Annotated in this window: 24 protein-coding genes, 4 tRNA genes and 3 pseudogenes; 16 read left to right on the forward strand and 15 right to left on the reverse strand. The window is 72.0% G+C overall.

Features of this window, described 5'->3' with window-relative positions:
• The first annotated feature begins 143 nt into the window (after positions 1-143).
• From EBO35_RS00420 to EBO35_RS00430, 3 genes are read left to right on the forward strand one after another with little or no spacing between them, the layout of a single operon-like run.
• The gene (locus EBO35_RS00420; protein WP_241153792.1) at positions 144-635 is read left to right on the forward strand and encodes a GNAT family N-acetyltransferase; all 492 of its coding nucleotides are present in this window, start codon (positions 144-146) and stop codon (positions 633-635) included.
• On the forward strand, positions 632-1,453 hold the full coding sequence (locus EBO35_RS00425; protein ID WP_122815979.1) for an HAD family hydrolase: 822 nt from the start codon (positions 632-634) through the stop codon (positions 1,451-1,453). Before EBO35_RS00420 ends, EBO35_RS00425 begins: the two co-directional genes overlap by 4 nt.
• A gap of 17 nt (positions 1,454-1,470) precedes the next feature.
• Positions 1,471-2,121: a hypothetical protein gene (locus tag EBO35_RS00430; protein WP_122815980.1), complete on the forward strand. Its 651-nt coding sequence runs from the start codon at positions 1,471-1,473 to the stop codon at positions 2,119-2,121.
• 60 nt (positions 2,122-2,181) lie between these two features.
• On the opposite strand, the gene EBO35_RS00435 is transcribed toward EBO35_RS00430, so the two are convergent.
• The 4 genes from EBO35_RS00435 to mobA form a co-directional block, all read right to left on the reverse strand.
• Positions 2,182-2,826, reverse strand: coding sequence for a bacterial proteasome activator family protein (locus EBO35_RS00435; RefSeq protein WP_122815981.1), 645 nt, complete (start codon positions 2,824-2,826; stop codon positions 2,182-2,184).
• A 39-nt stretch (positions 2,827-2,865) separates the two neighbouring features.
• On the reverse strand, positions 2,866-3,843 hold the full coding sequence (locus EBO35_RS00440) for an NAD(P)H-quinone oxidoreductase (protein WP_122815982.1): 978 nt from the start codon (positions 3,841-3,843) through the stop codon (positions 2,866-2,868).
• Positions 3,844-3,879: 36 nt separating this feature from the next.
• The gene (locus EBO35_RS00445) at positions 3,880-4,209 is read right to left on the reverse strand and encodes a DUF6457 domain-containing protein (protein ID WP_122815983.1); all 330 of its coding nucleotides are present in this window, start codon (positions 4,207-4,209) and stop codon (positions 3,880-3,882) included.
• A 67-nt stretch (positions 4,210-4,276) separates the two neighbouring features.
• Complete coding sequence (mobA, locus tag EBO35_RS00450; protein ID WP_122815984.1) at positions 4,277-4,843, reverse strand: molybdenum cofactor guanylyltransferase; 567 nt, start codon at positions 4,841-4,843, stop codon at positions 4,277-4,279.
• A 39-nt stretch (positions 4,844-4,882) separates the two neighbouring features.
• Between mobA and EBO35_RS00455 the strand changes: the two genes are divergently transcribed.
• The 3 genes from EBO35_RS00455 to EBO35_RS00465 all read left to right on the forward strand — a co-directional run bounded on the left by EBO35_RS00455 (position 4,883) and on the right by EBO35_RS00465 (position 7,120).
• Positions 4,883-5,662, forward strand: a complete 780-nt coding sequence (locus tag EBO35_RS00455; RefSeq protein WP_122815985.1) for a carbon-nitrogen hydrolase family protein — start codon at positions 4,883-4,885, stop codon at positions 5,660-5,662.
• A gap of 170 nt (positions 5,663-5,832) precedes the next feature.
• Positions 5,833-6,840, forward strand: a complete 1,008-nt coding sequence (locus EBO35_RS00460; protein WP_241153793.1) for a hypothetical protein — start codon at positions 5,833-5,835, stop codon at positions 6,838-6,840.
• Positions 6,841-6,892: 52 nt separating this feature from the next.
• Positions 6,893-7,120 carry a biotin/lipoyl-binding carrier protein gene (locus tag EBO35_RS00465; protein WP_122815987.1) on the forward strand — a complete coding sequence of 76 codons (228 nt, stop codon included), beginning with the start codon at positions 6,893-6,895 and terminating at the stop codon, positions 7,118-7,120.
• A gap of 11 nt (positions 7,121-7,131) precedes the next feature.
• Here EBO35_RS00465 and EBO35_RS00470 read toward each other — a convergent pair.
• Positions 7,132-7,220, reverse strand: a tRNA-Ser gene (locus EBO35_RS00470).
• 80 nt (positions 7,221-7,300) lie between these two features.
• On the opposite strand from EBO35_RS00470, the gene EBO35_RS00475 reads away from it, so the two are divergent.
• From EBO35_RS00475 to EBO35_RS20120, 3 genes are all read left to right on the forward strand, one after another.
• Entirely contained in the window at positions 7,301-7,798 is a 498-nt protein-coding gene (locus EBO35_RS00475; RefSeq protein ID WP_122815988.1) for a hypothetical protein, read from the forward strand.
• 90 nt (positions 7,799-7,888) lie between these two features.
• A tRNA-Ser gene (locus EBO35_RS00480) sits at positions 7,889-7,982 on the forward strand.
• A 166-nt stretch (positions 7,983-8,148) separates the two neighbouring features.
• A complete protein-coding gene (locus EBO35_RS20120) occupies positions 8,149-8,277 on the forward strand; it encodes a hypothetical protein (protein ID WP_263457641.1) in 129 nt (42 codons plus the stop codon).
• Positions 8,278-8,296: 19 nt separating this feature from the next.
• Here EBO35_RS20120 and EBO35_RS00485 read toward each other — a convergent pair whose 3' ends face one another.
• Together EBO35_RS00485 and EBO35_RS00490 are read right to left on the reverse strand one after the other, a co-directional pair.
• The gene (locus EBO35_RS00485) at positions 8,297-9,328 is read right to left on the reverse strand and encodes a LuxR family transcriptional regulator (RefSeq protein WP_122815989.1); all 1,032 of its coding nucleotides are present in this window, start codon (positions 9,326-9,328) and stop codon (positions 8,297-8,299) included.
• 107 nt (positions 9,329-9,435) lie between these two features.
• Positions 9,436-11,277, reverse strand: coding sequence for a phosphoenolpyruvate carboxykinase (GTP) (locus tag EBO35_RS00490; protein ID WP_122815990.1), 1,842 nt, complete (start codon positions 11,275-11,277; stop codon positions 9,436-9,438).
• Positions 11,278-11,542: 265 nt separating this feature from the next.
• Here EBO35_RS00490 and EBO35_RS00495 point away from each other — a divergent pair.
• A tRNA-Arg gene (locus EBO35_RS00495) sits at positions 11,543-11,615 on the forward strand.
• 842 nt (positions 11,616-12,457) lie between these two features.
• Here EBO35_RS00495 and EBO35_RS00505 read toward each other — a convergent pair.
• From EBO35_RS00505 to EBO35_RS20330, 8 genes and pseudogenes are all read right to left on the reverse strand, one after another.
• Positions 12,458-13,444, reverse strand: coding sequence for a hypothetical protein (locus EBO35_RS00505; protein ID WP_241154010.1), 987 nt, complete (start codon positions 13,442-13,444; stop codon positions 12,458-12,460).
• A gap of 351 nt (positions 13,445-13,795) precedes the next feature.
• Positions 13,796-13,942, reverse strand: a pseudogene (locus EBO35_RS20125) (cold shock domain-containing protein); the annotation flags it as partial.
• Between the two features lie 138 nt (positions 13,943-14,080).
• Complete coding sequence (locus EBO35_RS00510) at positions 14,081-15,412, reverse strand: NtaA/DmoA family FMN-dependent monooxygenase (protein WP_122815992.1); 1,332 nt, start codon at positions 15,410-15,412, stop codon at positions 14,081-14,083.
• Between the two features lie 169 nt (positions 15,413-15,581).
• The gene (locus EBO35_RS20320; protein WP_396954400.1) at positions 15,582-16,496 is read right to left on the reverse strand and encodes a flavin reductase; all 915 of its coding nucleotides are present in this window, start codon (positions 16,494-16,496) and stop codon (positions 15,582-15,584) included.
• A pseudogene (locus tag EBO35_RS20325) lies at positions 16,417-16,767 on the reverse strand (NAD(P)-binding domain-containing protein); the annotation flags it as partial. The pseudogene EBO35_RS20325 and the gene EBO35_RS20320, both read right to left, overlap by 80 nt.
• Positions 16,727-18,316, reverse strand: a complete 1,590-nt coding sequence (locus EBO35_RS00525; RefSeq protein WP_122815995.1) for a DHA2 family efflux MFS transporter permease subunit — start codon at positions 18,314-18,316, stop codon at positions 16,727-16,729. The pseudogene EBO35_RS20325 and the gene EBO35_RS00525, both read right to left, overlap by 41 nt.
• A gap of 108 nt (positions 18,317-18,424) precedes the next feature.
• Positions 18,425-19,000 (reverse strand): TetR/AcrR family transcriptional regulator, encoded by a 576-nt coding sequence (locus EBO35_RS00530; protein WP_122815996.1) that lies wholly within the window; start codon positions 18,998-19,000, stop codon positions 18,425-18,427.
• Positions 19,001-19,145: 145 nt separating this feature from the next.
• Positions 19,146-19,415 (reverse strand): annotated as a pseudogene (locus EBO35_RS20330) (DUF6228 family protein); the annotation flags it as partial.
• Between the two features lie 348 nt (positions 19,416-19,763).
• Between EBO35_RS20330 and EBO35_RS19270 the strand changes: the two are divergent.
• The 6 genes from EBO35_RS19270 (at position 19,764) to EBO35_RS19275 (ending at position 24,586) form a co-directional block, all read left to right on the forward strand.
• Positions 19,764-19,862, forward strand: a tRNA-OTHER gene (locus EBO35_RS19270).
• A 175-nt stretch (positions 19,863-20,037) separates the two neighbouring features.
• Positions 20,038-20,817, forward strand: a complete 780-nt coding sequence (locus EBO35_RS00535; RefSeq protein WP_164477732.1) for an Ig-like domain repeat protein — start codon at positions 20,038-20,040, stop codon at positions 20,815-20,817.
• Positions 20,818-21,001: 184 nt separating this feature from the next.
• Complete coding sequence (locus tag EBO35_RS00540) at positions 21,002-22,141, forward strand: ABC transporter permease (protein WP_206422624.1); 1,140 nt, start codon at positions 21,002-21,004, stop codon at positions 22,139-22,141.
• Positions 22,138-22,812 (forward strand): ABC transporter ATP-binding protein, encoded by a 675-nt coding sequence (locus tag EBO35_RS00545; protein WP_122815998.1) that lies wholly within the window; start codon positions 22,138-22,140, stop codon positions 22,810-22,812. The genes EBO35_RS00540 and EBO35_RS00545 overlap by 4 nt, the downstream gene beginning before the upstream one ends.
• Positions 22,813-22,842: 30 nt before the next feature.
• On the forward strand, positions 22,843-23,451 hold the full coding sequence (locus EBO35_RS00550) for a TetR/AcrR family transcriptional regulator (RefSeq protein ID WP_122815999.1): 609 nt from the start codon (positions 22,843-22,845) through the stop codon (positions 23,449-23,451).
• Positions 23,452-23,503: 52 nt separating this feature from the next.
• The gene (locus tag EBO35_RS19275; protein ID WP_164477733.1) at positions 23,504-24,586 is read left to right on the forward strand and encodes an SGNH/GDSL hydrolase family protein; all 1,083 of its coding nucleotides are present in this window, start codon (positions 23,504-23,506) and stop codon (positions 24,584-24,586) included.
• The last annotated feature ends 36 nt before the right edge of the window (positions 24,587-24,622 follow it).

Raw genomic sequence — 24,622 nt, forward strand, 5'->3', positions numbered from 1 at the left:
CTGTTCGCACCACTAGGCGCCCGTTGCAGTGGGCGCCCAGTACGTCGAACAGCGCGTTACAAGCGGCGCGACCCCCGCTCCCGGACCGCGCCGCTGTGGAGGTGGCACCCGGCCGATCCCGCCCCGCGCCTAGGGTTGGCGCCGTGAGCGTGACCGTGATCCCCGACGTGGTGACCAGCGGGCGTCTGCGGCTGCCGCTGTGGTCGGCCGACGAGGTGGCCGACATCCACGCGGGCCGGCGCCGGCCGGAGTGGCACCCCGACTTCCCGCGACCCGACGACCGCGACGCCGCGACGCTGTGGCGCGCGGGCGACCCGTGGGGACCGCGCAGCATCGTGCGCGGGCGCACGGTGCTCGGCTCGATCGGCTTCTTCGGGGCGCCCGAGGAGGCCGGCGACGGGATGGCCGAGGTCGAGGTCGGCTACGGGCTGGTCGCCGAGGCGCGCGGCTGGGGGTTCGCCACCGAGGCCCTGGGTGCCCTGCTCGCCGGCACCGACGCCGTCGGGGTCCGGGTGCGGGCCAGCGTCGACCCGGAGAACCGGCCCAGCATCCGGGTGCTCGCCAAGAGCGGCTTCACCGATCTGCGGGGGAGCACCGAGGACGGCGAGCTGGTCATGGTGCGGCCGCTGCGATGAGCGAGGAGCCCCGCCCCGCGGCGCCGCAAATGCCCCGCCTAGTGGCGACCGATCTCGACGGCACGCTGGTGCGCTCCGACGGCACCGTCTCGGACTACACCCGCGAGGTGCTCGCGGAGCTCGACCGGCGCGACGTGCCGGTGGTCTTCGTGACCGGCCGCCCGCTGCGGTGGGCCGAGGAGGTCTTCTCCTACGTCGGGCGCCACGGCCTGGCGATCGTCTCCAACGGCGCCTTGGTGTGGGACGTCGCCCGCAAGGCCGTCCACCTGGAGCGGCCGATCGAGCCCGCCCTGGGGCTGGAGTCGGCCCGGCTGCTGCGGGCAGCGGTCCCCGGCACGACGTACGCCGTGGAGGACCTGGCCGGCATCACGCTGGAGCCGGCCTTCCTCGAGCGCCACCCGGTCCCGGACGGAGCCCGGCGGGCGCCGCTGGAGGAGCTCTTCGAGCGGCCCGCGCTCAAGCTGCTGGCGCGCCACGAGGAGCTGGCGCCCCAGGAGTTCTGGGACGTCGCCGAGAACGCGCTGACCGGCCGGCTGGTGATCACCTGGTCCTCCTCGACCTCGTTGCTGGAGATCAGCGGGCCCGGGGTCACCAAGGCCACCACCCTGGAGCTGCTGTGCGACCGGCTCGGGATCGCGGCCGCCGAGGTGATCGCGTTCGGGGACATGCCCAACGACCTGCCGATGCTCACCTGGGCCGGCACCTCCTACGCGATGGCCGACGCCCACCCGAGTGTCACCGCGGCGGCCGGGCAGGTCGCCCCCGGCCACGACGAGGACGGGGTGGCACGGGTGCTGGCTGGTGTGTTCCGGCTGTGATCTGCTTGCATGAGCGCGTGCCAGCGCCCTCCCCGACCCGACCCGCCCGGCTGGCCGGCACCCTCCTGGTGCTCGCGCTGCTGGTGGTCGCGACCCTGGCCGTGAGCGTCGCCGGCGTGCTCGGCACCGCGGCTCCGGCCGCGGCGGCCTGCACCTGCCAGCGCACCGACACCGAGGCCCAGGCCCGCCGGGCGCAGGACGTCTTCACCGGCACCGTGACCGCCGTCGACGTCCAGCGCGCCGGCGCCGGGCAGCCGGCCGTGATCACCCACGACGTCACCGTGGAGCTGGTCTACAAGGGCGGGCTGAGCCAGCAGGTCGTGCAGGTCGTCACCGAGTCGGCGACGCCGAACACCTGCGGGCTGGGACGGCTCGCCACCGGCGCCGAGGCGGTGTTCATGGTGCGCGAGGTCGAGGGCGCCCTGACCGCCGGCGGCTGCAGCGGCACTGCGCCGGCCACGGCCCGGCTGGTCGCCGCGCTGGACCGGCTCTACCCGAACGCCGCCCCGCCGCGCCCCGAGCAGGAGCCGGTCGAGGCGGACTTCGAGCGGGTCGGGGACCTCGGCGCGCCGACCCCGGTCACCCGTGCCCTGGCGCCGGGCGCCGCGCTGGTGCTGGTCGGGCTGCTCGGGCTGGCGCTGGTGCGTCGACTGGGCCGCCAGCGCTAGTCAGCCCTGGCCAGGACTGGTCAGTCGAGCGATCCTCGCCGACGTCCCCCAGGGTCGGACCTAGAGGTACATGCCCCCGGAGTCGCCCGGGCGCGCCCCGGCGTCGCCGGTGGGCTGGCCGGGGATCGGGCCCGGACCGCCGGGCTGCTGGCCCAGCGCGCCGGGCGGCAGGCTGCGGCGTACCTGCTCGAACTGGGCCCGGGCGGCCATCTGCTGGGCGTAGATCGCGGTCTGGATGCCGTGGAAGAGGCCCTCGAGCCAGCCCACCAGCTGCGCCTGGGCGATCCGCAGCTCCCCCTCGGTCGGGGTGTCCTCCTCGGTGAACGGGAGCGTCAGCCGGTCCAGCTCCTCCACGAGCTCGGGGGCCAGGCCCTCCTCGAGCTCGGTGATCGAGGCGCGGTGGATGTCCTTGAGCCGGTTGCGGCTGGCCTCGTCGAGCGGGGCGGCCTTCACCTCCTCCAGCAGCTGGCGGATCATCGTGCCGATCCGCATCACCTTCGCCGGCTGCTCGACGAGGTCGGTGACCGGCCGCTCGGCCGGGGTGCTCTCACCCTCCGGGCCGCCGGGACCACCGGGACCGCCGGCTGCGCCGGCCTGCGCCAGGTCGAACGTCGAGGCGGGCACCGCCGCCATCGGCTGGCCGTCGGGCCCGATGATCACGACCCGCTGCTCCTGCCCGCCCGGGGCACCCTGCTGCTCGCTCATGGGACCACGCTAGCGACTGCGTGGTGGGCCGCGCTCCGCTCAGAGCGCCAGCACGATCTTGCCGGTGTGCCCGCCCTCGCCCATGAGCCGGTGGGCGGCCGCGACCTCGGTCAACGGCATCGTCTCGTGCACGATCGGCCGGACCAGCCCGTCGGCGACCAGCGGCCACACGTGCTCGACGACCGCCGCGCAGATCGCTGCCTTGTCCGGGGCAGGGCGGGTGCGCAGCGAGGTCGCGACCACGGCGCCGCGCTTGGCCAGCAGCTTGCCGAGGTCGAGCTCACCGCGGGTGCCGCCCTGCATCCCGATCACGACCAGGCGGCCCTCGGTGGCCAGGGCGTCGACGTTGCGTCCGAGGTACTTGGCGCCCATGTTGTCGAGGATGACGTCGACGCCGCGGCCGGCCGTCTCGTCCTTGACGACCGCGACGAAGTCCTGGTCGCGGTAGTTGATCGCCACGTCCGCGCCCAGCGAGGTGCAGAGCGCGGCCTTCTCGGCGGTGCCCGCGGTCGTGAACACCCGGGCGCCGAGCTGGGAGGCGAGCTGGATCGCGAACGTGCCGATGCCGCCGGCACCGCCGTGCACCAGGAACGAGTCGCCGGGCTTGAGGCCGGCGACCATGAACACGTTCGACCACACAGTGCAGGCGACCTCGGGCAGCGCCGCCGCGGTCACCAGGTCGATCCCCGCCGGCACCGGCATCAGCTGGCCCGCCGGGACGACCACCTGCTCGGCGTACCCGCCGCCGGCGAGCAGCGCGCAGGCCTGGTCGCCGACCTGCCAGCCCTCGACGTTCGCGCCGAGGGCCGCGACCGTGCCGCTGCACTCCAGCCCGATCACCTCGGAGGCGCCGGGCGGCGGAGGGTAGAACCCCTGGCGCTGCAGGGTGTCGGCGCGGTTCACGGCCGTGGCCGCCACCGTCAGCAGGACCTCCCCGGGGCCGGGCTCGACGTCCGGGACCTCGCCGACGGACAGGACCTCGGGACCACCGGTCCCGCTCGCCACCACAGCACGCATGCGCCCACCCTAGGGCGTGGGCGGGGAGTCGCCGGCTCAGGCCTCGTAGCGCTCGCCGCTGTGGTCCACGGCGGTGTCGTCGGGCACGACGACGACCGCGTCGAGCTCCACCGGGTCGGGTGCGCCCGCCGGGCGCTGCCAGTTCTCGGCCAGCAGCTGCGCCCGCGCTGCGAGCGCCTCGATGGCCTCCGGGTCCGCGCCGCGCGAGCCGGCCGCCAGGCCCAGGAGGTACGCCGTCACGGGCGCGGCGGGGCGTTCGACGCTGTGGGCGACCACGCGGGCCAGGTCGAGCACCAGCCCCTCGTCGATCTCCTCGTCCAGGTCGAGCACGTCGCACAGCTCGTCGATCCAGTCGTGGAGGTTCACGACTCCCACCTTCGCCAACCCGGTCCCGCGCCGCAAGACCTCTCGGCCAAGTCCGCGCCCGACCGGGTCAGGGCTCGGCCAGGTCCGCCCAGGTGTCGACGTCGCGGTGCTCCGGCCCCACGGCCGGCACCGCCGCGAGGTCCAGGGGAGCCAGCAGCCGGCGCATCGCCATCCCGTCCTGGGCAGCCGGGGTCGGCCGGACCTGCGCCAGCCGCGCGGCGTCGAGCACCAGGGCCAGCTGGGCCCGCCCGTCCGGGCCCACCAGCCGGGCGCCGTCACGGCCCGCGGCCGTGGACCGCAGCCGGGCCACGGTCGCGGCCGAGACGTAGGGCATGTCGACGGCCAGCACCGCGAGCAGCGCGGGTGGCCGCGCCAGCCGGTCGACGCCGGTGAGCAGCGCCGCCACCGGCCCGCCGTACGCCGGGGACTCGCGGCAGAACGTCACCGGCCGGCCGGTCGGGACCGGGTCGCCCACCACGACCACCTCGGCGGCGTCCGCCAGCGCCGCCAGCGAGCGCTCCAGCAGGCTGCGGCCCTCGACCTCGAGGCCACCCTTGTCGACGCCGCCGAGCCGGGAGCCGCGGCCGCCGGCGAGCAGCACGGCGCTCAGCTCGGGGGTGCCGGCGGGGTCCACGGGACCGAGTCTGGCACCGCGGATGGCACGCTGGTGCCCGTGAGCCCCAGCACCCCCGCCCCGCTGCGTGTCGCCCTGGTCCAGGAGCCCGCCGGGCTCGATCCCGAGGCGGGTCGCGCCCGGCTGCGCGAGCTGACTCCCGAGGGCGCCGACCTCGTCGTCTTCCCGGAGGCCTTCGCGCGCGACTTCGGTCCGGCCGGGTCCGACGTCAGCGCCTTCGCCGAGCCGGTGGACGGGCCGTTCGGGACCACGCTGGCCGAGGTCGCCGCGCAGCGGCGGACCACGGTGATGGCGGGCATGTTCGAGACCGGCCCCGACCCGGCCCGGCCGTACAACACGCTGCTGGTCCGGGGGGCCGCGAGCGCGGCGTACCGCAAGGTGCATCTCTACGACTCCTTCGGCTACCGGGAGTCCGACCGGCTCACGGCCGGGGAGCCGGGCGCCACCGTGGTCGACGTCGGCGGGCACGCCGTGGGCCTGATGACCTGCTACGACCTGCGCTTCCCCGAGTTGGCCCGGGCCCTGGTCGACGCCGGCGCCGAGATCCTGGTGGTGCCCGCCGCCTGGGTCGCCGGGCCCCGGAAGGTCGACCACTGGCGCACGCTGCTGCGGGCGCGGGCCATCGAGAACACCGTGCACGTGGTCGCGGCGGCCCAGCCGGCCCCCCGCTACAGCGGGCACTCGATGGTCGTCGACCCGCTCGGCGACGTCCTGGCCGAGGCCGGCCCGGACGCCCAGGTGCTGACCGCCGAGATCGACCACGCCGTGCTGGTCGAGGCTCGCCGCACCAACCCGTCGCTGGCCAACCGCCGGCTGTAACCTTCCGGTCCGTGTCCCGAGCCGCCCCCCGTCGCCGCGCCGAACGGCCGCGACGACGTGCGCGGGCCGAGCGGCCCCGCCCGGAGCGGGTGGAGCGGTCGGCCCGGGTGGAGCGGACGGCACCCGTCCGCCGGCGGACGGCCACGCCCCGGGTGCCACTCGGAGCGGACGTGCCGGCCCGGTCACCCGGGCGGCTGCGCGCCGCCCTCGGGACGACACGGCTCCCGGTGCTGCTCGCCGTGGTGGTGGTGCTCGCCGGGCTGGGCTGCCTCGCGGCCGCGCTGGTGCCGGTCGGTCCCGACCAGCTCGGGACCGCCGGCTCGATAGCCATCGCCGCGGCGTACACGTGGGCGCTCTCGGCGCGCACCGGCGGCCGGTCGCTCTTCTACGCCGCGCTGGCGGTCGCCGTGGGGGTGGCGGTGCTGGTCACCGACGAGCCCTGGCTGCGCACCGGGGCCGCGGTGGTCACCTGTGCGGTCGCGGCGGTGCTCGGCGTGATGCTGACGGTGCCGGCGGTCCGGTTCGTGGCCGCGGCCCGGGAGTGCTGCTACGCGATCCTGGTCGCCGCCGTCGGCGCCGTCGCGACGCTGGGCTTCGAGCCCTCGATCACGCTGCTGCGCTTCGAGTACGTGACGCTGGTCCTGGCGTTCCTCGGGTGCTTCGGGGTCGTCTACCGCCTCGGCGCGGGTCTGCACGGGCTCGGCCGGCGGGGCGCGGCCGCGGTCCTGATCGGCTGCGGCGTGCTTGCGCTGGTGCTGGCCTACGCGGAGCTGCTGCGCCGCTACGGGACGCCCGGGCTGGTCGAGCAGCTCCTGGACGGGGTGCGCTGGAGCCGGGACAACCTCGGCGCGTTCCCGCGCCCCATCGAGACATTGCTCGGCGTGCCCGCCCTGGCCTGGGGCTGCCACATGCGGGCCCGGCGACGCCAGGGCTGGTGGGTTTGCGCCTTCGGCGTGGCCGCGACCACCCCGGTGGCGAGCTCGCTGATGAACCCCTCCATCACGGTCCTGGAGGCCGGGCTCTCGGTGCTCTACGGGCTCGTGGTCGGGCTGGTGATCGGGTACGCCGTGATCCGCATCGACCTGGCGTTCACCGGTCCGCGCGGCAGCCGCGCCCGCCGGGCCGAGGAGGCCTCCGCGCTGCGGCCCGAGCCGGCCCGGACCAGCCCACTGCTGTGAGCCGGCCGCGCCGGTTCCGGCGTACCCGGGGGTAACGGCTAGGTTCGCGGACATGGCCCGTGAACAGCTCATCGAGATCCTCGCCGAGATGGTGGGCAACGTGATGAGCGTGGGTGTCGGACCGGGCGACCGGGTCGCCGCCGGAGACGCCGTCGTGCTCCTGGAGTCGATGAAGATGGAGATCCCGGTGATCGCGGAGGTCCCCGGCACCGTCATCGCGGTCAAGATCGCCCCCGGCGACGTCGTCCAGGAGGGCGACGTGCTGGTGCAGCTGCGCTGACGCGGATTCGGCAGAGGGGGCGGGATTCGAACCCGCGGCTGACATCTCTGCCAGCGACCGCTTTCAAGGCGGTTCCGATCGGCCACTCCGGCACCCCTCCGTGCCCTCCCGGAGGAGGCACGGCAGCAGTGTAGGAGGGCCACCCCCGGCGTCCTCGGGCGGCGCTGGGACAATCGAGGCATGTCCTCGAGCCCTCCCGCCCCCCAGCCGGGCGACGAGCCGGCCGACCTGCCGGCCGTCTACCGCCTGCACCCCGCGGTGGTCGCCCGGTTCGTCGGCGCCGCCCTGGTCCTGCTGGCGGTGGTGATGTTCGCCGGCACCATGGTGGTCGCGTTCGCCAACCTCACCCCCGACCTGCTGGTGCTCCTGCTGGTGGTGGGGATCGTCGCGGTCTTCGGCCTCGGCTGGGTGCTGCGCTCCCGGGCGTACGTCGTGCGCTGCGACGAGGACGGCTACCGGGTCCGGATGGTCCGCGGCGCCGGCGCGACCCAGGCGCGCTGGACCGAGGTCCAGGACGCGGTCACCACGACCCGGGCCGGCGCGCCCTGCGTCGTCCTGCGGCTGCGCGACGGCCGCAGCACCACGATCCCGGTCGGCGTCCTGGCCCTGGACCGCGAGCAGTTCGTGCGTGAGCTCCAGCGCCACCTCCAGCGCGGCCAGGGCCTCCGGCCGCTCTGAGGATCGGCTCCGGTCTCCCCGGTTCTCCGGTTCGCCCCCACCTGATTGGTCGGAAACCCGAGGGTGCTTGTAGCCTGTGGGCGCTGTCGGGGAGGCGTCGCCTAGTCCGGTCTATGGCGCCCGCCTGCTAAGCGGGTTTGGGGCTACAACCCCATCGAGGGTTCAAATCCCTCCGCCTCCGCCAGCCTCGGCCCCTTCCGCCTCGCGGAAGGGGCCGAGACCCGTCGGTTGCAACCTTGTGCACTGCACGTTCCTGAGGCAGCACGACCGTGGGCGAGGCGGGCCGGAGGACTCACACTCTGGGGCCAGGGGCCTATCGGTGGGCCCCTCCGGGGACCAAAGGACACGACATGAGCTTCCTTCGCAAGATCGCCCTCACGCTCGGTGCAGCATCCCTCGCCGTCGGCCTGGTGGGGGGCGTCGCCGCTCCGGAGAGCAGGGACACGAGCTGGCCGGGCGCCGTCGGCATCTCGAAGTAGCAGGAGAAGCCGCAGGCGCTCAGTACGCCTCGTCGCCGCTGGGAAGGCACTCGTCGTCGGTCGCCTCGCTGCCGGTGACGCCGCGCCGGCCCATGGTGTAGCCGAGCTGGAACCGGGTGGTCGCGAAGAACTCCGCCTTCAGGTCGGCGACGTAGGCGGCGTAGGTGCGCGGGCTGACCCCGAGCCGTTTGGCGCTCACCGGGTCCGAGTGGCCCTCCACCAGCATCCGGATCGTCATCGACCGCTGCTCCTCGGCGATGCCGCGCAGCATCGACGGCTCGCTGTTGGAGAACGGCCGGGCGCGCTCCCAGGCACGCTCGAAGATGTCGACGAGGTAGGTCACGACGGCGGGCTCGCGGACGGCGACCGCCGCCAGCGCGTCGTCGGCGGCCGGGATCACCGCGACCCGGCGGTCCACGACGATGAGCCGGTTGAAGAACTCGTCGAGGGTGCGGACCTCGGCCCCCCGGCTGGTCACCGCGGCGACGTACTTGCGGGTGACGGTGCTGCGCCGCGCGCTGTGCTGGTAGAGGGTGCGCAGCGCGACGCCCCGCTCCAGCGCGGCGGTGTCGCGCAGCGCCGCGGAGGCGAGCGCCGCCGCGCTGCGGCCGGTCTGCGGCTGGGCGGTGAGGATCTCGGACTCGGCCTCGGCCACGATCCCGGTCAGCAGGGTGCCGATCGCGCTGCCCCGCACATGGGTGACCGGTCGGCGCTCCGCCGACTGCGGCGAGCGGCGCCAGGCCTGGTTGAGCAGCCCGAAGGCGCGCGACCACCGGGAGGACTCCTCCAGCAGGCGGGCGCCCTCCACGCTCAGCGGGATCACCACGCGGGCCTGCACGGTGCCGGGGTCCTCGGGGGCCCAGCCGGCGGCGTCGGGCTCGGGCTGGAGCAGGCCCAGGTCGACCAGCAGGTCGAACGCCGCCCGGTCCGGTGCTCCGGGGGCGATCCGCGGGTCGTCGGGGTCCAACCGCCCGGCCGCCAGGACGTCCTCGTAGAACCGGACCGCCTCGGTCTCGAACAGTCCGCGCTCGTCTGCTTCGTGTCCAGGCACAGCGCCGTCCTCCCCCAGGTGTGGGCTCGATGCTGCCACAGAAGGACGCCGGCCCCGCCCGGTTCGGACGGGGCCCGCGAGCCGTGCGGTACGCCGCGCTCGGGCGCTCAGCCCTCCAGGCGGGCGCGGAGCGCGTCGAGCTCGGTCCAGAGCACGGTGGGCAGGTCGTCCCCGAACTTCTCGAACCACTCCTGGATCTGGGGAAGCTCGGCGCGCCACTCCTCGGGGTCGACCGCGAGCGCCGCGCGCAGCGCCTCATCGCTCAGCTCCAGGCCGTCGGTGTCGAGCGACTCCGGCGTCGGGACGCTGCCGATGGGGGTCTCGACCGCCGCGGCGCGGCCCTCGATGCGGTCCACGACCCACTTCAGCACCCGGCTGTTCTCGCCGAAGCCGGGCCACAGGAACCCGCCCTCGCTGCCGTCCTCGAGCCGCTCGCGGCGGAACCAGTTGACGTAGAAGATCCGCGGCAGCCGGGCGGCGTCGTTCTCCTTGCCCACGTTGATCCAGTGGCTGAAGTAGTCGCCGGCGTTGTAGCCGATGAACGGCAGCATCGCCATCGGGTCGCGGCGCACGACCCCGACTGCGCCGGTCGCGGCGGCAGTGGTCTCGCTGGACAGGGTGGCGCCCAGGAACGTGCCGTGCACCCAGTCGCGGGCCTCGAAGACCAGCGGCACCGTCGTACGTCGCCGGCCGCCGAAGAGGATCGCGTCGATCGGGACGCCCCGCGGGTCGTCGTACTCCGGGGCGAGGATGTCGCACTGGGTGATCGGGGTGCAGTAGCGGCTGTTCGGGTGGCTGGAGAGCTCGCCGGACTCCGGGGTCCACGGCTCGCCCTTCCAGGACGTCGCCCGCGCCGGCGGGTTCTCCAGGCCCTCCCACCACACGTCGCCGTCCTCGGTGAGCGCCACGTTGGTGAACACCGAGTTGCCCTTGTCGATGGTCCGCATCGCGTTCGGGTTCGTGTGGTGGTTGGTGCCGGGCGCGACGCCGAAGAACCCGTACTCCGGGTTGACGGCCCAGAGCCGGCCGTCCTCCCCGATCCGCATCCAGGCGATGTCGTCGCCGAGGGTCTCGACCTGCCAGCCGGGGATGGTCGGCTCGAGCATCGCCAGGTTGGTCTTGCCGCAGGCGCTGGGGAACGCGGCCGCGACGTACTTGACGGTGCCCTCGGGGCTGGTCAGCTTCAGGATCAGCATGTGCTCGGCGAGCCAGCCCTCGTCACGCGCCATCACCGAGGCGATCCGCAGCGCGTAGCACTTCTTGCCCAGCAGCGCGTTGCCGCCGTAGCCGGAGCCGAAGGACCAGATCGCGCGCTCCTCGGGGAACTGCACGATGTACTTGGTGTCGTTGCAGGGCCACGCGACGTCGGCCTGGCCCGCGGCCAGCGGGTGGCCCACCGAGTGGATGGCCCGGACGAACGGCGCGTCGAGCTCCTCCATCCGGGCGAGCACGTTGCTGCCCATGCGGGCCATCACCCGCATCGAGACCGTGACGTACGCCGAGTCGGTGACCTCGACGCCGAACATCGGGCGCTCCGCCTCGAGGTGGCCCATGACGAACGGGATGACGTACATCGTCCGGCCCCGCATGCAGCCCGCGTAGAGCCCGCGCATGACCTCCTTCATCTGCTCGGGGTCCATCCAGTTGTTGGTGGGCCCGCAGTCCTTCTCGTCGACCGAGCAGATGTAGGTCCGGTCCTCGACGCGCGCGACGTCGATCGGGTCGGAGGCGGCGTGGAAGGAGTTGGGCTTGATCGCCGGGTCCAGCCGCGTGAAGGTCCCGGTGCCGACCAGCGCGTCGGTGAGCTCGGTCCACTCCTCGTCGGAGCCGGTGCACCAGTGCACCCGGTCCGGCTGGGTCAGGGCGGCGACCTCGGCGACGAAGTCGAGGATCCCCTGGTGGGTCGTGGGCTGGCCGGTCCGGGACTCCGGAGTCGACGTGGTGGTCATGGGTTCCCTCTCGCGCGTTCGCGGCGGTCGCCCGCGACGAGCGAGGACGCCACCGGCCGTCGAGCGTGTCGACGGAGTCGTCGTGAAGCTGATGGATTGCGCGGCATCGTTGCCGGCGACGGATGCCGCGGAGGCTATCGGCGTTGTGCCGCGGGGCACATTGGATCGTTCCACCGGGCCCGGTTCCGCCCTCGGGGTGGCCGGATTCGGCATCGCGGAGGCGTTCGGCTATCCTCGTCCAGTCGCTCGGCACGCCGGGCGGAGGGCGCCTGTAGCTCAACGGATAGAGCATCTGACTACGGATCAGAAGGTTTGGGGTTCGAATCCCTACAGGCGCACAGATCGGATCCACAGCATGACCTGCGCAACAGGTTGAGAGGCCCACTTCCCGGACAGGGAGGTGGGCCTTCTCCGTCTCAGAAACCGGCTCAAGAACTCTTCGCAGACCGCGCGTCGCGCCGGGACGGCTCAGGGCGCGTCCCCCGCAGCGTCCCCCCGCGTCCCCCCGGCTTCGTAATCGCCGGGTGCCGGTCTCCGCACCTGGGTGGCACAAGGAGACCAGCACCCACCCCAGCCCCCAGCCCCCTGTCCACGACCGCAGCCGACACGCTGCTGCTCACCCTCGACGAGGGCGCCCGCCAGCTGTGCTGCGCCCGGCGCAGCGTCGAGCGCCACGTCGCCCGCCGCCGGCTGCGCGTCGTCCACCTCGGGCGCTCCGTGCGCGTGGAGCGCCGCGAGCTCGAGCGGTTCATCGTCCAGATGCGAGACCAGCACGCAAAGGTCCACGATGAGCAGGCCACGCAAGCCCGCCGAGCAGACCACCTCCACGCTCTACCGCGGCGCCGACGGGCACTGGCACGCGGGTCACGATGGGCCGCCGCCCCGACGGCAGCACCGAGCGCAAGCACGTGCAGCGCGGGACGAAAGCAGAACCGCGTGACGTGGTCCGCGCCGTCGCGACGCCGGCACCCACGTCTGGACCCAGGACGACGTCACCCTGGGTCAGGCGGGTTCGCGCCGGGAATGCAAGAGGTGTGTGGGACTTGGAATGTTGGATGGGATCTGGGGGCGCTGGGTTGTCGGAGTCCGTGTGCCGCTCGGCAGCTGCACGCGGATCGCGGCGGATCCGGGCGGGCGACAGACCGAGCTGCACGGGGACGCGAACGGATGCAGGAAACGCCTACGGGGTAAGCAGATGTCGGAAACGTTTCGTCATGATCGTTCCTGCCACGTCGTAGTTCACCGAGGGTGTTCGACTCTCGACTAGCTGGTGCGTGGTCTTGCCCTTCGCGTCCCACAGCCACATGTCGCCGCTCATCCAGTCGTCCACGACAAGGTGGTGGTCGTCGAGCCATGTCCGTGCCCCGAGGCGGCATCCACGGAGGTGGGGGGCGGTGAGCATCGACAGGGCGCTTCCGGAGGTTGTGCTGAGAACCGCAACGCCGGTGTCGCGCCGGCCAGCCCGTCCCCCGCATTGGGCGTACGCCACGTGACGTGCCGCGGCCGGGCCGCCCGCGGTGTACGCAACCGTCGAGGCGGGCATCGGAACTGCTTCCCGCGAGCCATCGGCGTGGTGGGTGACAACGTGCCCGACACGTCCCCTGCTCGGGGTTTGGATCTCGATCACGGCACCGTTGTCGTTATAGGCGGAGTGGAACATGTTGAAGGGCACGGGGGTGAGTCGGCCGGTCTCGAGGTCGAGCCTGCAGCCCGTCGGTCCGCATGGTCGGCGGTCGTCATGGCGGTCCTTGAGCAGGAGAGAGGCCTCGTCGGGTGACCAGGTCACCATGATGGCTTCGCGGGCTGCCAGCTCGAACCGTTTGAAGGTGTTGTCCGCGAGGTCGACAGTGACGAGGGCGGAGGGATCGGCGAAGGCCACATGCGAGCCATCCGATGAGATCGCCATGGAAAGTTCGCCGTACACCGGCGATGCGAAGCCGTAGCCTGCAAGGTCGAACGTCCGCCACTGCCCGCGTTGTGTCAGTAGGTAGGGCTGCCCGGGAGGGACCCGCGTCTCGTTGTGGCCGTTCGCCGCCTCGAGGCTCAGTTGCGCCAGCAGCAGGCCCGTACTGACGGGTGCTTCGTCGAGGCTGGGCGCGCTCTGAGCGTCGTCCAGGTCGACGATAATGCCGTCCGCAATCAGCTTGGAGGACGGTGGAAGACTCACGCGGAGTGAGTCGGGTATCGGGCGGAGCGTGGGTGCCGCCGGAGGGGTCGGTTCCTCGCTATGACCGGCTGGCTCGTGGTCCGAGGGACGCGATTCGTCTAGGCGAGTTCCACCCGTGCAACCCGAGAGTCCGACCAAGACACCGACGAGCGACGCTAAGCCGCGCATCGACTTCGACACCTTGTCCTCCTCTGCTTGACGGGCACTTGCCTGGTCAACGCGTCGAGCATCCCGGAGGGTTATGGCCATCCCGCGGACCTGCGCCAACAAGTCGTGGTGGAACTTGGCAGGACGGCGCACTCGGCGCCAGAGGCGGACAGAGGGACGACGTCGCCTGAGAGCGAGTGATCGGTAACCGTCAGCAACGATGCTCGAGAAGTGCACGAAGAGCACTTCACCATCGTCGGCAGTGATGCGGCCGTAGCCCTTGTCTTCTTTGAACCAGCGGACCGTGCCACTTCGCTCGACGCCCAGCAACTCCGGGCGACGCGCGCCCAAGTCGTCGCCCGCATCGTGAGGTTAGGCGGCTCGCAGGGGATGCGAGCGGGTCGCGGCAGGTCCGGGGGAGCGGAGCCGCCCTCAAGGCGGCATGACCGGGCGTTTCGGTGCGGCGCGTCGGTTGTTCCTCCAGGCGGGTCAGTCGGCCGCGCGGTTGCGTGCAACGGGGCCGTACTGGTGCGGGACGCCGAGGTGGTCGCGCAGGGTCGGTCCGTCGTAGTCGTGGTGGTAGAGCCCGCGGTGTTGCAGGATGGGTACGACTTCGTTGACGAAGGTGTCGATGTCGGTCTCGTTGACGTCGGGTTGGACCCAGAAGCCGTCGACGGCGTCCGCGTCGAACCACTCCTGGAGGTGGTCGGCGATCGCAGAGGGCGGTCCGACGGGTGTGGGGTGGTAGTCGATGACGCCGTGGGCGAGGATCTCGCGGATCGTCCATCCCTCCCGTGCCACGCGCAGGGCGTTGGCGGACCGCGGGTCCGCGGGGCTGGCGTGCGCTGAGTTGAGCTGTGCGGGGGTGAGGGGCTGGTCGAGTTCCCCGGCGGTCAGCGGGAGGCCGAGCATGTGTCCCAGGTAGGGCACGCGACCTGGGAAGAGGTCTGCGTTCAGGGTGATGCGGCGTTCGAGGGCGTCTTCGACGGTGCTGCCGAGCGCTGGCATGACGCCGGCGAAGTACTTGATCTCGTCGGGGTCCCGGCCCGCTTGGCGGGCGGCCTCGCGGACGGCGTCGCGCTGGGCGCGGGCGTCGTCGATGGTAAAGGCGGCTCCGATGACTCCGCTGGCGTACCGCCCGGCAATCGTCAGTCCGTAGGCGCCGCCGCCGGCGGAGAAGATGACGGGCTGGCCCTGTTCGGACGGCGGGATGGGTAGTGGCCCGCGGGAGGCGACGTGGTCGCCCTGCAGGTTGACGGGCACCAGCTTGTCGGTGTCGACGAACATCCCGGTGGCGGGGTCCTTGACCCAGGCGTCTTCCTGCCAGCTGCCCCAGAGGGCTTGGACGACCTGGATGACCTCGTGGGCGCGTCCGTATCGCTCGGGTCGATCGGCGATGCTCTGGCCGAAGTTCGCAGCTGCCGCGGGATCGCTGGTGGTGACGGCGTTCCAGCCGGCGCGGCCGCGGCTCATGACGTCGAGCGTCTTGAACTGGCGGGCGATGTTGTAGGGCTCGTTGAACGTCGTGGAGCCGGTGGCGACCAGCCCGATGCGTTCGGTGGCGCGCGCAATCGCGGCGAGGGTGAGCATCGGTTCCAGGGTCGCCTGGGGCACCTCGTGGTCGATGCCGCGGGTCACCGCGAGCGAGTCGGGGAGGAAGAGGAACGCGAACTTGCCGCGTTCGGCGGCTTGGGCGTAGCGCACCTGGGCGTCGAAGTCGGTGTAGTTCCCCGGATCGACGCCGGGCGCGCGCCAGGACAGGGCCTGGGAGCCGTAGCCCGTCCCCAGGTGCATCCCGAGGATCATCGTGCGGTCAGTCATCAGCTTCTGTCTCCTAGGTCGGTGGGCGCAGGTGCGCGATGCGGTGTGGGGTGCGGTCGTGGATGACCAGCGCTGGTGTAACCGGGTCACGGTGCAGGTCCAGCCCACGGTGCAGTACGACGTCGTGGTCGCCGGCCTCGACCACCGCGTGCCGGGTGACGGCGAGGGGTCAGACGAGCCGGCCAGGACGAGGCCGCCGTGCCGGTCCTCCGTCTCCTGAGTCACGACGCCGTCGAAGCGGACGCCGGCAGGTCGCGACAGCAGGGGACGTAGCCGGCCTGGTTCTCGGCCAGGACACGCTGATGCCCCATTGCTCGACGCCTCGCAGCAGGGGCCAGGTGGTCGAGGTCCGCGCGAAGGCCACCGACACCAGCGGCAGGTCGAGGGAGACCGAGGTGAAGGAGTTGACGAGCATGCCAACGGCTTCGTCGGCGTGCGTGGCAGCCACGAGCACCACCCGGCGGGGTAGCCCGCCAGGGCGTTCCGCATCTCGTGTGCGATGGGAGTCACCGCGGTCCCTACGCCACCTCCAACATCCCGCGCGGTGGTCAGAACTCGCGGCCGGCGACGTCGGGCCGGTGGGCGGCCGCCAGGAGGTCGCGGAGTCGGTCGGCGGGCAGCGGCGCCCCCGGGTCGGCGAGGTAGTCGGTGGCGAAGGTCGCGAGGTCGGCGGCGTAGATGGTGGTGTAGGCGCCGGACTCAGGTTCGAAGCGCCACGACTCGGCCAGGGTACCGGCGTCGACGGGGTCGAAGCCGAGGCTGTCGACGAGCGCGGATACCGCCGCCTTGGCGCCGTCGTCGTCTGCAGCGACGGCGAGTCCGGAGCGGTCCGGTGCGCAGTGGGGACGCGCGAGCGACGGGATGTGGTGGGCGACGATGTTGTTGAACGCCTTGGCGATCTCGACTCCGGGGAGGAAGGTCTGCTCGTACTGGGCGGTGTTGAGCGTGCCGGTGTCCAGGTCTGGGATCCGTCCGTCGCGGGAGGGGTAGTAGTTGCCGGTGGAGAGGACCGTCTTGCCGGCCAGTGCCTCGGCGGGAATCGCTGTGTAGGCCGCCAGTGGGACCGCGAGGACGACGATGTCACCGAATCCTGCGGCCTCGTGGGTCTCGGCGGCCCGCGCGCGGTCCCCCAGCTCGCCGATGAGCTCGCGCAGTGACTCGGGCCCGCGTGAGTTCGACACCACCACGTCGTGGCCTGCGGCGACCGCGAGACGGGCGATGGCGGCGCCGATCGCTCCGCTGCCGATGATTGCGACCTTCGTCATGAGCTTCTCCTTCGTTCTCGTGTGCTGTTCGTCCGGTGTCGCAACGCGTTCAGTGCGCGGCGACCTGGGGGCGGTCCGGCTGGTCGGCAGGCGCTGCGGCCGGGGCTCGGCGCACCAGGAGGGTGACGACGACCGAGACGCAGGCGATGAGGGCGCCGGCGGTGAAGGCGGCCTGCGCTGCGTCGACCGACGGGGCGAGGTCGAGGGCCTTGGAGGTGTCTGCGTCGGCGCCGAAGGTGTAGGCCGAGACCAGGATGGCGGTCCCGGCGGCTCCGCCGAGCTGCTGGATGGCGCTGAAGGCGGCGCTGCCGTGCGGGTACAGATCGCTGGGAAGCGCCGAGAGGGCGGCGGTGGTCATCGGGCTCCACATCAGCGCCTGGCCGATGATCATCACGACGTAGGCGGTCAGCAGCGTCCACACCGACGTGGTCGCGCTGATCTGGGTAAGGAACCACAGGGATCCCGCGACAATCAGTGCGCCGGGGATGGCGAGGGGTCGCGGACCGACGTGGTCGTAGATGCGCCCGCCGATGGCTGAGACCACCGAGATCGCCACCCCGCCCGGGACGAGAAAGAGGCCGACCTGCAGTGAGCTGAGCTCGTTGACGTTCGTCAGCACGAGCGGGAAGACGACCCCGGTACCGAACGCGGTCATCGTGAGGAGCAGCATCACGAGCAGCGGCACCGTGAAGGAGCGGACGGCGAAGATGCGTACGTCCAACAGCTGTGTGCCGCCGCGCTGCAGCGCGGCCTGACGCCACCCGAAGGCCGCAATGCCGATCACGCCGAGGACCATCGGCAGGTACGGCGGCACGGGGGTGTGTCCAGACAGCGACTCGCCGATGCTGGCCAGGCCGTAGACGAGGGCGCCGAACCCGACCGCGGAGAGAAGCAGGGACAGTGCGTCGAGCCGCACGGGCTCGGGGGTGGTGATGTTGCGCAGCTTTGCGGCGCCGAGGGCCAGCGCGGCGAGTGCGATCGGGAGCATCCCGATGAACAGCCAGCGCCAGCTCAGCTGGGACAGCACAAGCCCTGAGATCGCCGGACCCATGGCCGGGGCTGCGGCCGTGACGACGACGACGAAGGCCATGATCTGGCCGCGTCGGCCTTCGGGGACCAGCCGCATCACGGTGGTCATCAGCAGCGGCAAGAACACCGCCGTGCCTGCGGCCTGGACGAGGCGGCCCGCGAAGAGGACCCCGAACCCGGGAGCGACGGCGGCGAGCGCGGTGCCAGCGGCAAACAGGCCCATCGAGGTGGTGAAGATCGTGCGCACGTGGAACTTGCGCATCACGAACCCGGTGGCCGGGATGAGGACAGCCAGCGTGAGCAGGTAGCCGGTGGTCAGCCACTGCCCGGTCGCGGCTGTGATGCGCAGGTCCTCGATCAGGGTGGGCAGCGCCACCCCGAGCAGCATCTCGTTGAGCAGGACCACGAAGGTCGAGGTCATCAACAGCCCGATGGCTAGGCCGTCGCCCGGCGCGAGGCGCTCGCTCTTGGCCGACCGCTCGACACCGGCGTCGGTCCGCCCATCGCCGACACCTCGCACGGCCGCCGTCTGGCCGGCGGAGTCCGGGCCCACCTGGTCAGGTCGCTCGATCCGGTCGGGGTCCTGGGTGAGGTGTGGCTGGTCGGGCACGGCGCTGCTCTCTCTCGGCTCACTAAACGGGGGGTCCCCCCGAGTCAGTAAACAGGGGCCGCCCCCGTTTTCCAAGATGTCGTAGCAGCGGTCGAGGCTGGCGCGAGGTCAGCGGAGGTACCCGTCGCGCACCAGGGTCCGGAGTCGATCCGCAGATCCCTCGTCCGCGAGGGACGACCCGCGCACCCAGCTCGTGGCCAGCGCCGCCAGGAACAGGTCGCGTCCGCGCACGTCCTTGCGAGCAGTGCCGTTGCGCTGCGCCGCCTCGAGGAAGTGGTTGGTGCCGTCGATGAAGCCGACGCAGGTGAGCGCCAGGGGGTTGTGCTCCTCGACCAGGGCGCTGCGCAGTGGTCCGGGTAGTCCGTCGAAGGCGCCGAAGAACTCCTCGAGCGCACCCAGCCACGCCTCGAGGGCGGCATCAGGGTCGTCGAGCTGCTCGATGCGTTCCCGGGCTGCCTCGAAGGTCACGACGCGGCGTTGCAGCACCTCGGCCAGCAACGCCTCCCGGGTGGGGAAGTGCCGGTACAGGGTCGCTGAGCCGAGCCCTGCGTCCCGCGCGACCGCCTCGAGGGAAGCGTTGACGCCGAGCTCGGTGAAATGACGATCCGCCTGGGAGACGATCTCGGCGCGGTTGCGCTCGAAGTCTGCTCGAGTGCGACGCGCGCGGCCGTTGGCTGCCGGCATGGCTACTCTCCTGTTCGTGCAGCGTCAGCCGTTGGCCACCGCTCGGCCCCCAAACTCGACGCGACGAGATGCGAAACGGGGGAACCCCCCGGAACACACGATAGCGGCTGAACGGAAAATGGCCCCTTCTCCGTCGCTGCGAACTTCACGCAATCGTCGTCTTCCTGCGCAATGACCAAGTGCCGATAGCAGAGCCGAAACGTACGCCCGACCCTCGGCAGAAGAGCGACCAATCAGCCGTCTCCACTCGCCAACCGGCCGGAACGGTGGACTCCCAGAGCAGGACTCGCAGGTTCACGTGCCCGTCGTGGGTGGCTCGGATACGGAGGTCCCCCTCGAGAGACTCGAAAACTCGCTCACCTGGCCAGCCACGCCACTGCTCAACGAGATCAGCGACGAAGGCTGCCAACGCGGTGAAGCCGCCGTCCCAGCCTGCACACCTGACGGCTGGCGCTCATCTCAGGTCCGGTCACGGTGACCGACAGGTAGTCAGCCGGGAGGAGTCCCTGCGAACTGGGGGTCCGAGAAGGTCAGCGCCTTACCTGCGTCTCCGATGATCACCGACTCCATGACCACATCATCGCGGCTGACCGCATATCGTCATGAGCGAATGCGGACGCAGCAAAGCGGACCTGCCATCGGCTCAAAGACGGCTCATTAACAGGGGTTGCGACCACTGGCTGTGACCTGGCGTGCCAGCAGGCGCCTAGGACCGCCAGATCGGCGAGGACCCATGCTGACCTGCTAGTTTGTGTAAACAATGGTGTCTGTCGTCGGCCGTCGGGTCGGCACCAGCGGCCTCTAATCGTCCGGATCCTGACTACGGATCAGAAGGTTTGGGGTTCGAATCCCTACAGGCGCACAGATCGACCGAAGCCCCGGGCCAGCACGCTGGCCCGGGGCTTTCTCTATTTCGCTCCGGGGGCGACCCGAGTGGACTGGACCGCTGTTTCGCAGGGGCGCACCCCGGGGAGCAATGGGACGAGGGACCCCCGGTCCCGACCCACCCGCTCGGGCGTCGAGAAGGAAGCCACCACGTGAACCTGTTCAGTCGCACCGCCGCCGCCGCTGTCACGGCTCTGGCGCTCGCCATCCCCACCGGTACCTTCGTCGCGAGCGCCCAGGCCGCGCCGGGCGACTCGGTCACCGCCGCCGCGAACGGGCAGGACTCTGAGCGGCAGAAGCCCAAGAAGGGCAAGAAGGGCAAGAAGGGCAAGCTCTCGCTCAAGCGGTCCGCCGCCTACTCCCACGTCGGCCAGCCCGGCGTGAAGGTCACCGCGGTGGTGAAGAAGAAGCGGGCCAAGGGCAAGGTCACGTTCAGCGTCAACGGCGCGAAGGCCCGGAAGGTCAAGCTCAAGAAGGGCAAGGCCTCCTTCCGGCTGCCGAGCGGCAATGCCCCCGGGACCTACAAGGTGACCGCGAAGTACAAGGGCGCGAAGAAGGCCACCAAGGTCCGCGTCTACAACTCCGCGATCCAGCTGTCCGCGACGTCCTTCACGATCTCCAAGTCCGCCGACAGCTACGACCTGCCGGCCCTCACCGGCTCGGTCGTCTTCAAGGGCACGCCGGCGAAGAAGGGCTACGTCGACATCTACCAGGACGGCCGCAACAAGGCGGGCAGCAGCTCGCCGTACTACTGCTGCATGGCCTCGGTCGCCAGCAACGGCACCTTCCAGTTCTCCTCCTACACCTTCCTCGGCGAGGTGCAGGAGAAGAAGCAGCCCGGCACCTACACCTACCAGGCCTTCTACACCGACGGCCCGGCGTTCGCCGACTACATCTACTCCACCCCGATCACCGTGACCGTCACGCCCTGACGTCTCGATCCTGAGGACGGCCCGCCAGCGATGCTGGCGGGCCGTCGTCGTGTGTGCGGTCCTGGTCCCGGCCCGCGACGTGAGATCGACGCCACTGCGGCCGTAGGGATCGGACACCCCGTGGATGTAGCCGACGCGGCGTCGGTATCGTTGTCGACATGGTGTCGGTAATCCGGTTGTTCCCATGAGGCCGTCCTTCCTCGCGATCCGCGAGCTGTCCTTCGCGCGTGGCCGGTTCGCGCTGATGGGCGTCGTGGTGGCTCTCATCGCCGTGCTGATGGTGCTGCTCAGCGGACTGTCGGTCGGCCTGGTCAATGACGGTGTCTCAGGCCTGCAGCGCCTGCCCGTCACGTCCCTGGCGTTCCAGGAAGACGTCGAGAAGAGCTCGGCGTACTCGCGCAGCGTGGTGAGCACCGAGGCGGCGGACGCCTGGGCGCAGCGGCCCGACGTCGCGGAGGCCGCGCCCTTCGGCAACACCCTGGCGAACGGACGCACCACCGAGGGGGTCGAGATCGACCTCGCGCTGTTCGGTGTCGAGCTGGGCTCCTTCGTGGATCCCGGCGTCGCCGAGGGCGAGCGCCTGCGCGCAGACAACGAGGTCGTCATCTCCGCCTCGGCGGCCGACGAGGGCGTCGAGCTCGGGCACACAGTGGTCCTGGAGCCGAGCGGCATGGAGCTGAAGGTCGTGGGGATCCTGGCCGACCAGCACACCTACGGCCACGTGGACATCGGCTACCTCTCGCTGCGCAGCTGGCAGGAGGCGAAGGCCGGCGTCCGGCCGGGCGACGCGGTCGCCGACCGGGTCTACGAGGAGGCGACCGCGGTGGCCGTCCGGGCTGCCGACGGGGCCGAGGTCGACCTGGCCGCAGGCGACGAGGCCGCGGGCACGACGTCGCTGACCCTCGAGGACTCCTTCGACGCCTCGCCGGGCTACTCGGCGGAGACCTCCACCCTCCAGCTCATCCAGGGGTTCCTCTACGTCATCTCCGCGCTGGTCGTCGGCGCGTTCTTCACAGTTCTCACCGTGCAGCGCAAGGGGGAGATCGCGGTGCTCCGGGCGCTCGGCGCCAGCACCGGCTACCTCCTGCGCGAGAGCCTGCTGCAGTCGATCGTGCTGCTGGCCGTCTCCGCCGGGATCGGGATCGCTGCGGGCGTCGGACTCGGTCTCGCGATCGGCGCCACCGAGATGCCGTTCGCGCTGGAGGCCGGTCCGATCGTCGCGGCGACCCTGCTCCTGCTCGTCCTCGGCGTCGCGGGAGCCGCGGTCGCGGTCCTGCGCATCACCCGGGTCGACCCGCTGACTGCTCTGGGAGGCAGCCGATGAACGCCGCACTGTCCATCTCCGAGGTCACGCTCGTCCACGGGGACGGCGAGGAGACCGTCACAGCGCTCGACGGCGTCACGCTGCGGGTGGGCCGCGGTGAGCTGGTGGCGGTCGTCGGCCCCTCGGGTTCGGGCAAGTCGAGCCTGCTGGCGGTCGCGGGGGCGCTGACCACGCCCACCTCGGGCGAGGTCCGGCTCGGCGAGCTGGACCTGGTCGCCGCCACGCCGCGCCAGCGCGACGCCGTACGCCGCGACCGGATCGGCTTCGTCTTCCAGTCCAGCAACCTGGTCCCCGCGCTCACCGCCGTCGACCAGCTCCGGCTGCCCGGCACGTTCCGGCGCTCCGGCGCCGGCCGGGACCCGCTCGAGCTGCTCGCCGAGGTCGGCATGGACCACAAGGCCACGCGTCGCCCGCACGAGCTCTCCGGCGGTGAGCGCCAGCGCGTCGGCATCGCCCGCGCGCTCGTGAACCGGCCCGAGGTGCTCCTGGTCGACGAGCCCACGGCGGCGCTGGACCGCCAGCGCAGCCAGGACATCGTCGGACTCCTGGCCCGGGAGACCCACGGGCACGGGGTCGCCACGGTGATGGTCACCCACGACCACGAGGTCCTCGGCCATTGCGACCGGGTCTATGAGATGGTCGACGGGCAGCTGAGGATGCTGGAGGGCTGACCCTCCTTCGGGTGGCAGGGAGGGGCGAGGGTGCCGAGGATCGATGCGCCCACGGTCGTCGAGCACCACGCCCGACAGCGCCGGGCGCTGCTGGACGCGGCACGGTCGCTGCTCGCCGAGACCGGCGAGGCGCCGTCCATGGCGGCAGTGGGTCGTCGAGCCGGCCTCGCGCGCAGCAGCGTCTACCAGTACTTCGGGTCCCCCGAGGCGCTCCTGCACGCCGTGGTCGCCGACGTGTTCCCCGACTGGGCCGGCCAGGTCCAGCAGCGGGTCGACGAGGCGACGACCCCCGGTGAGAAGGTCTGGGCCTACATCGAGGCGAACGTCGACCTGTTCGCCAGCTCCGAGCAGGCGGTCGCGCACGCACTGAGCCGGGTGGTCGAGCCGCACGTGCTGCGCGGCCCGATGGAGCAGTTCCACCGGCGGCTGCAGGTCCCGTTGCGGGAGGCGCTCGCGGCGTACGGCGAGCCGGAGGTGCCCGCCATGGCCGAGCTGATCGACGCGATGATCGTGCAGGCCTCGCGCGGAGCCGGGTCGGGCGACCCCGAGTGCTCGCCGCAGGAGGTGCAGCGCGACCTGCCCCTGCGGCGGCTGCGGCGACTGCTCGGCGGCTACCTGGGCCTGCCACCGGCGCCGTGACCGGTGGCCTCGGCCGGGTTTCACCGTCGGTGAGTCCGGTCACAGGTGATCCATGTCTCGAGCACCCCACGGCGTCCCTGTCCGCACCACCCCACCCCGCTCGCTGCGACGGATGGGCGCCGCCCTCGGGGCCGGGGTCCTGACCGCCGCCCTGGGCGTCGGCATGGTCCCGGCCGCGTCGGCCGGCGTCACCGACGACTCGGCGCGGGTCGCGCCGAGCAGCATCCTGGTGACCGAGGGTGCTGAGATCGACTACGTCGCGCTGGGCGACTCCTACAGCGCCGGGCCGCTCGTCCCCGCCCAGCGCGCCGACCCGCTCGGCTGCCTGCGCTCGACCAACAACTACCCGGCCTTCCTGGCCGGCTACTTCGACGTCGCCAGCTACGTCGACAAGACCTGCTCCGGCGCGCAGACCGCCGACCTCGACCGACGCCGGCAGAAGACGATCCTGCCCGGCCCGCGGCCGCGGCCGCAGGTGGACGCCCTGAGCGTGGAGACCGACCTGGTGACGATCGGGATCGGCGGCAACGACCACAAGCTGTTCGGGTCGATGATCAAGGTGTGCGGGAAGGTCGCCGAGCTCGCCCCGAAGGGCGCGCCCTGCCGACGCCACTTCACCACCAAGCGCGGGGTGGACACCAAGCTCCGGGACGCGGCGCGGATCCGCAAGCCGGTGGTCCGGGTGCTGCGGGCCGTGGCGCGCCGCGCGCCCCGCGCCGAGGTGTACGTCGTGGGCTACCCGCGGCTGCTGCCCCAGAAGGGCACCTGCAAGGCCGTGAAGTTCGCCGCCGGCGACTACCGGTGGGGCAACCGGGTGGAGCGGCGGCTGAACAAGTCGCTGCGGCAGGCGGCGGCCCGCACCGGCGCGACGTACGTCGACCTGTATCCGGCCTCGCGCGGGCACGACGCCTGCGCCGGCAAGGAGGCGTGGGTCAACGGGAGCACGCTCAACCCGCTCCGGGCTGCCGACTTCCACCCGTTCCTGCGCGGCATGCGCGGCGCGGCCCAGGAGATCTACCGCCAGCTGACCGGCGGCCGGACGGCCCCCGGCGACGCCGTCGCGCTCCCGCCGGTCGCCCTGCCGCGGGCCACCACCGACCCCGCTGTCATCGCCGAGCGGCTCGCGGCGCGCTGACCGTCCGGCCCCATCGGCCACACTGACGGGGAGGGG

Source organism: Nocardioides pantholopis (assembly GCF_003710085.1).
Lineage (GTDB): Bacteria > Actinomycetota > Actinomycetes > Propionibacteriales > Nocardioidaceae > Nocardioides > Nocardioides pantholopis.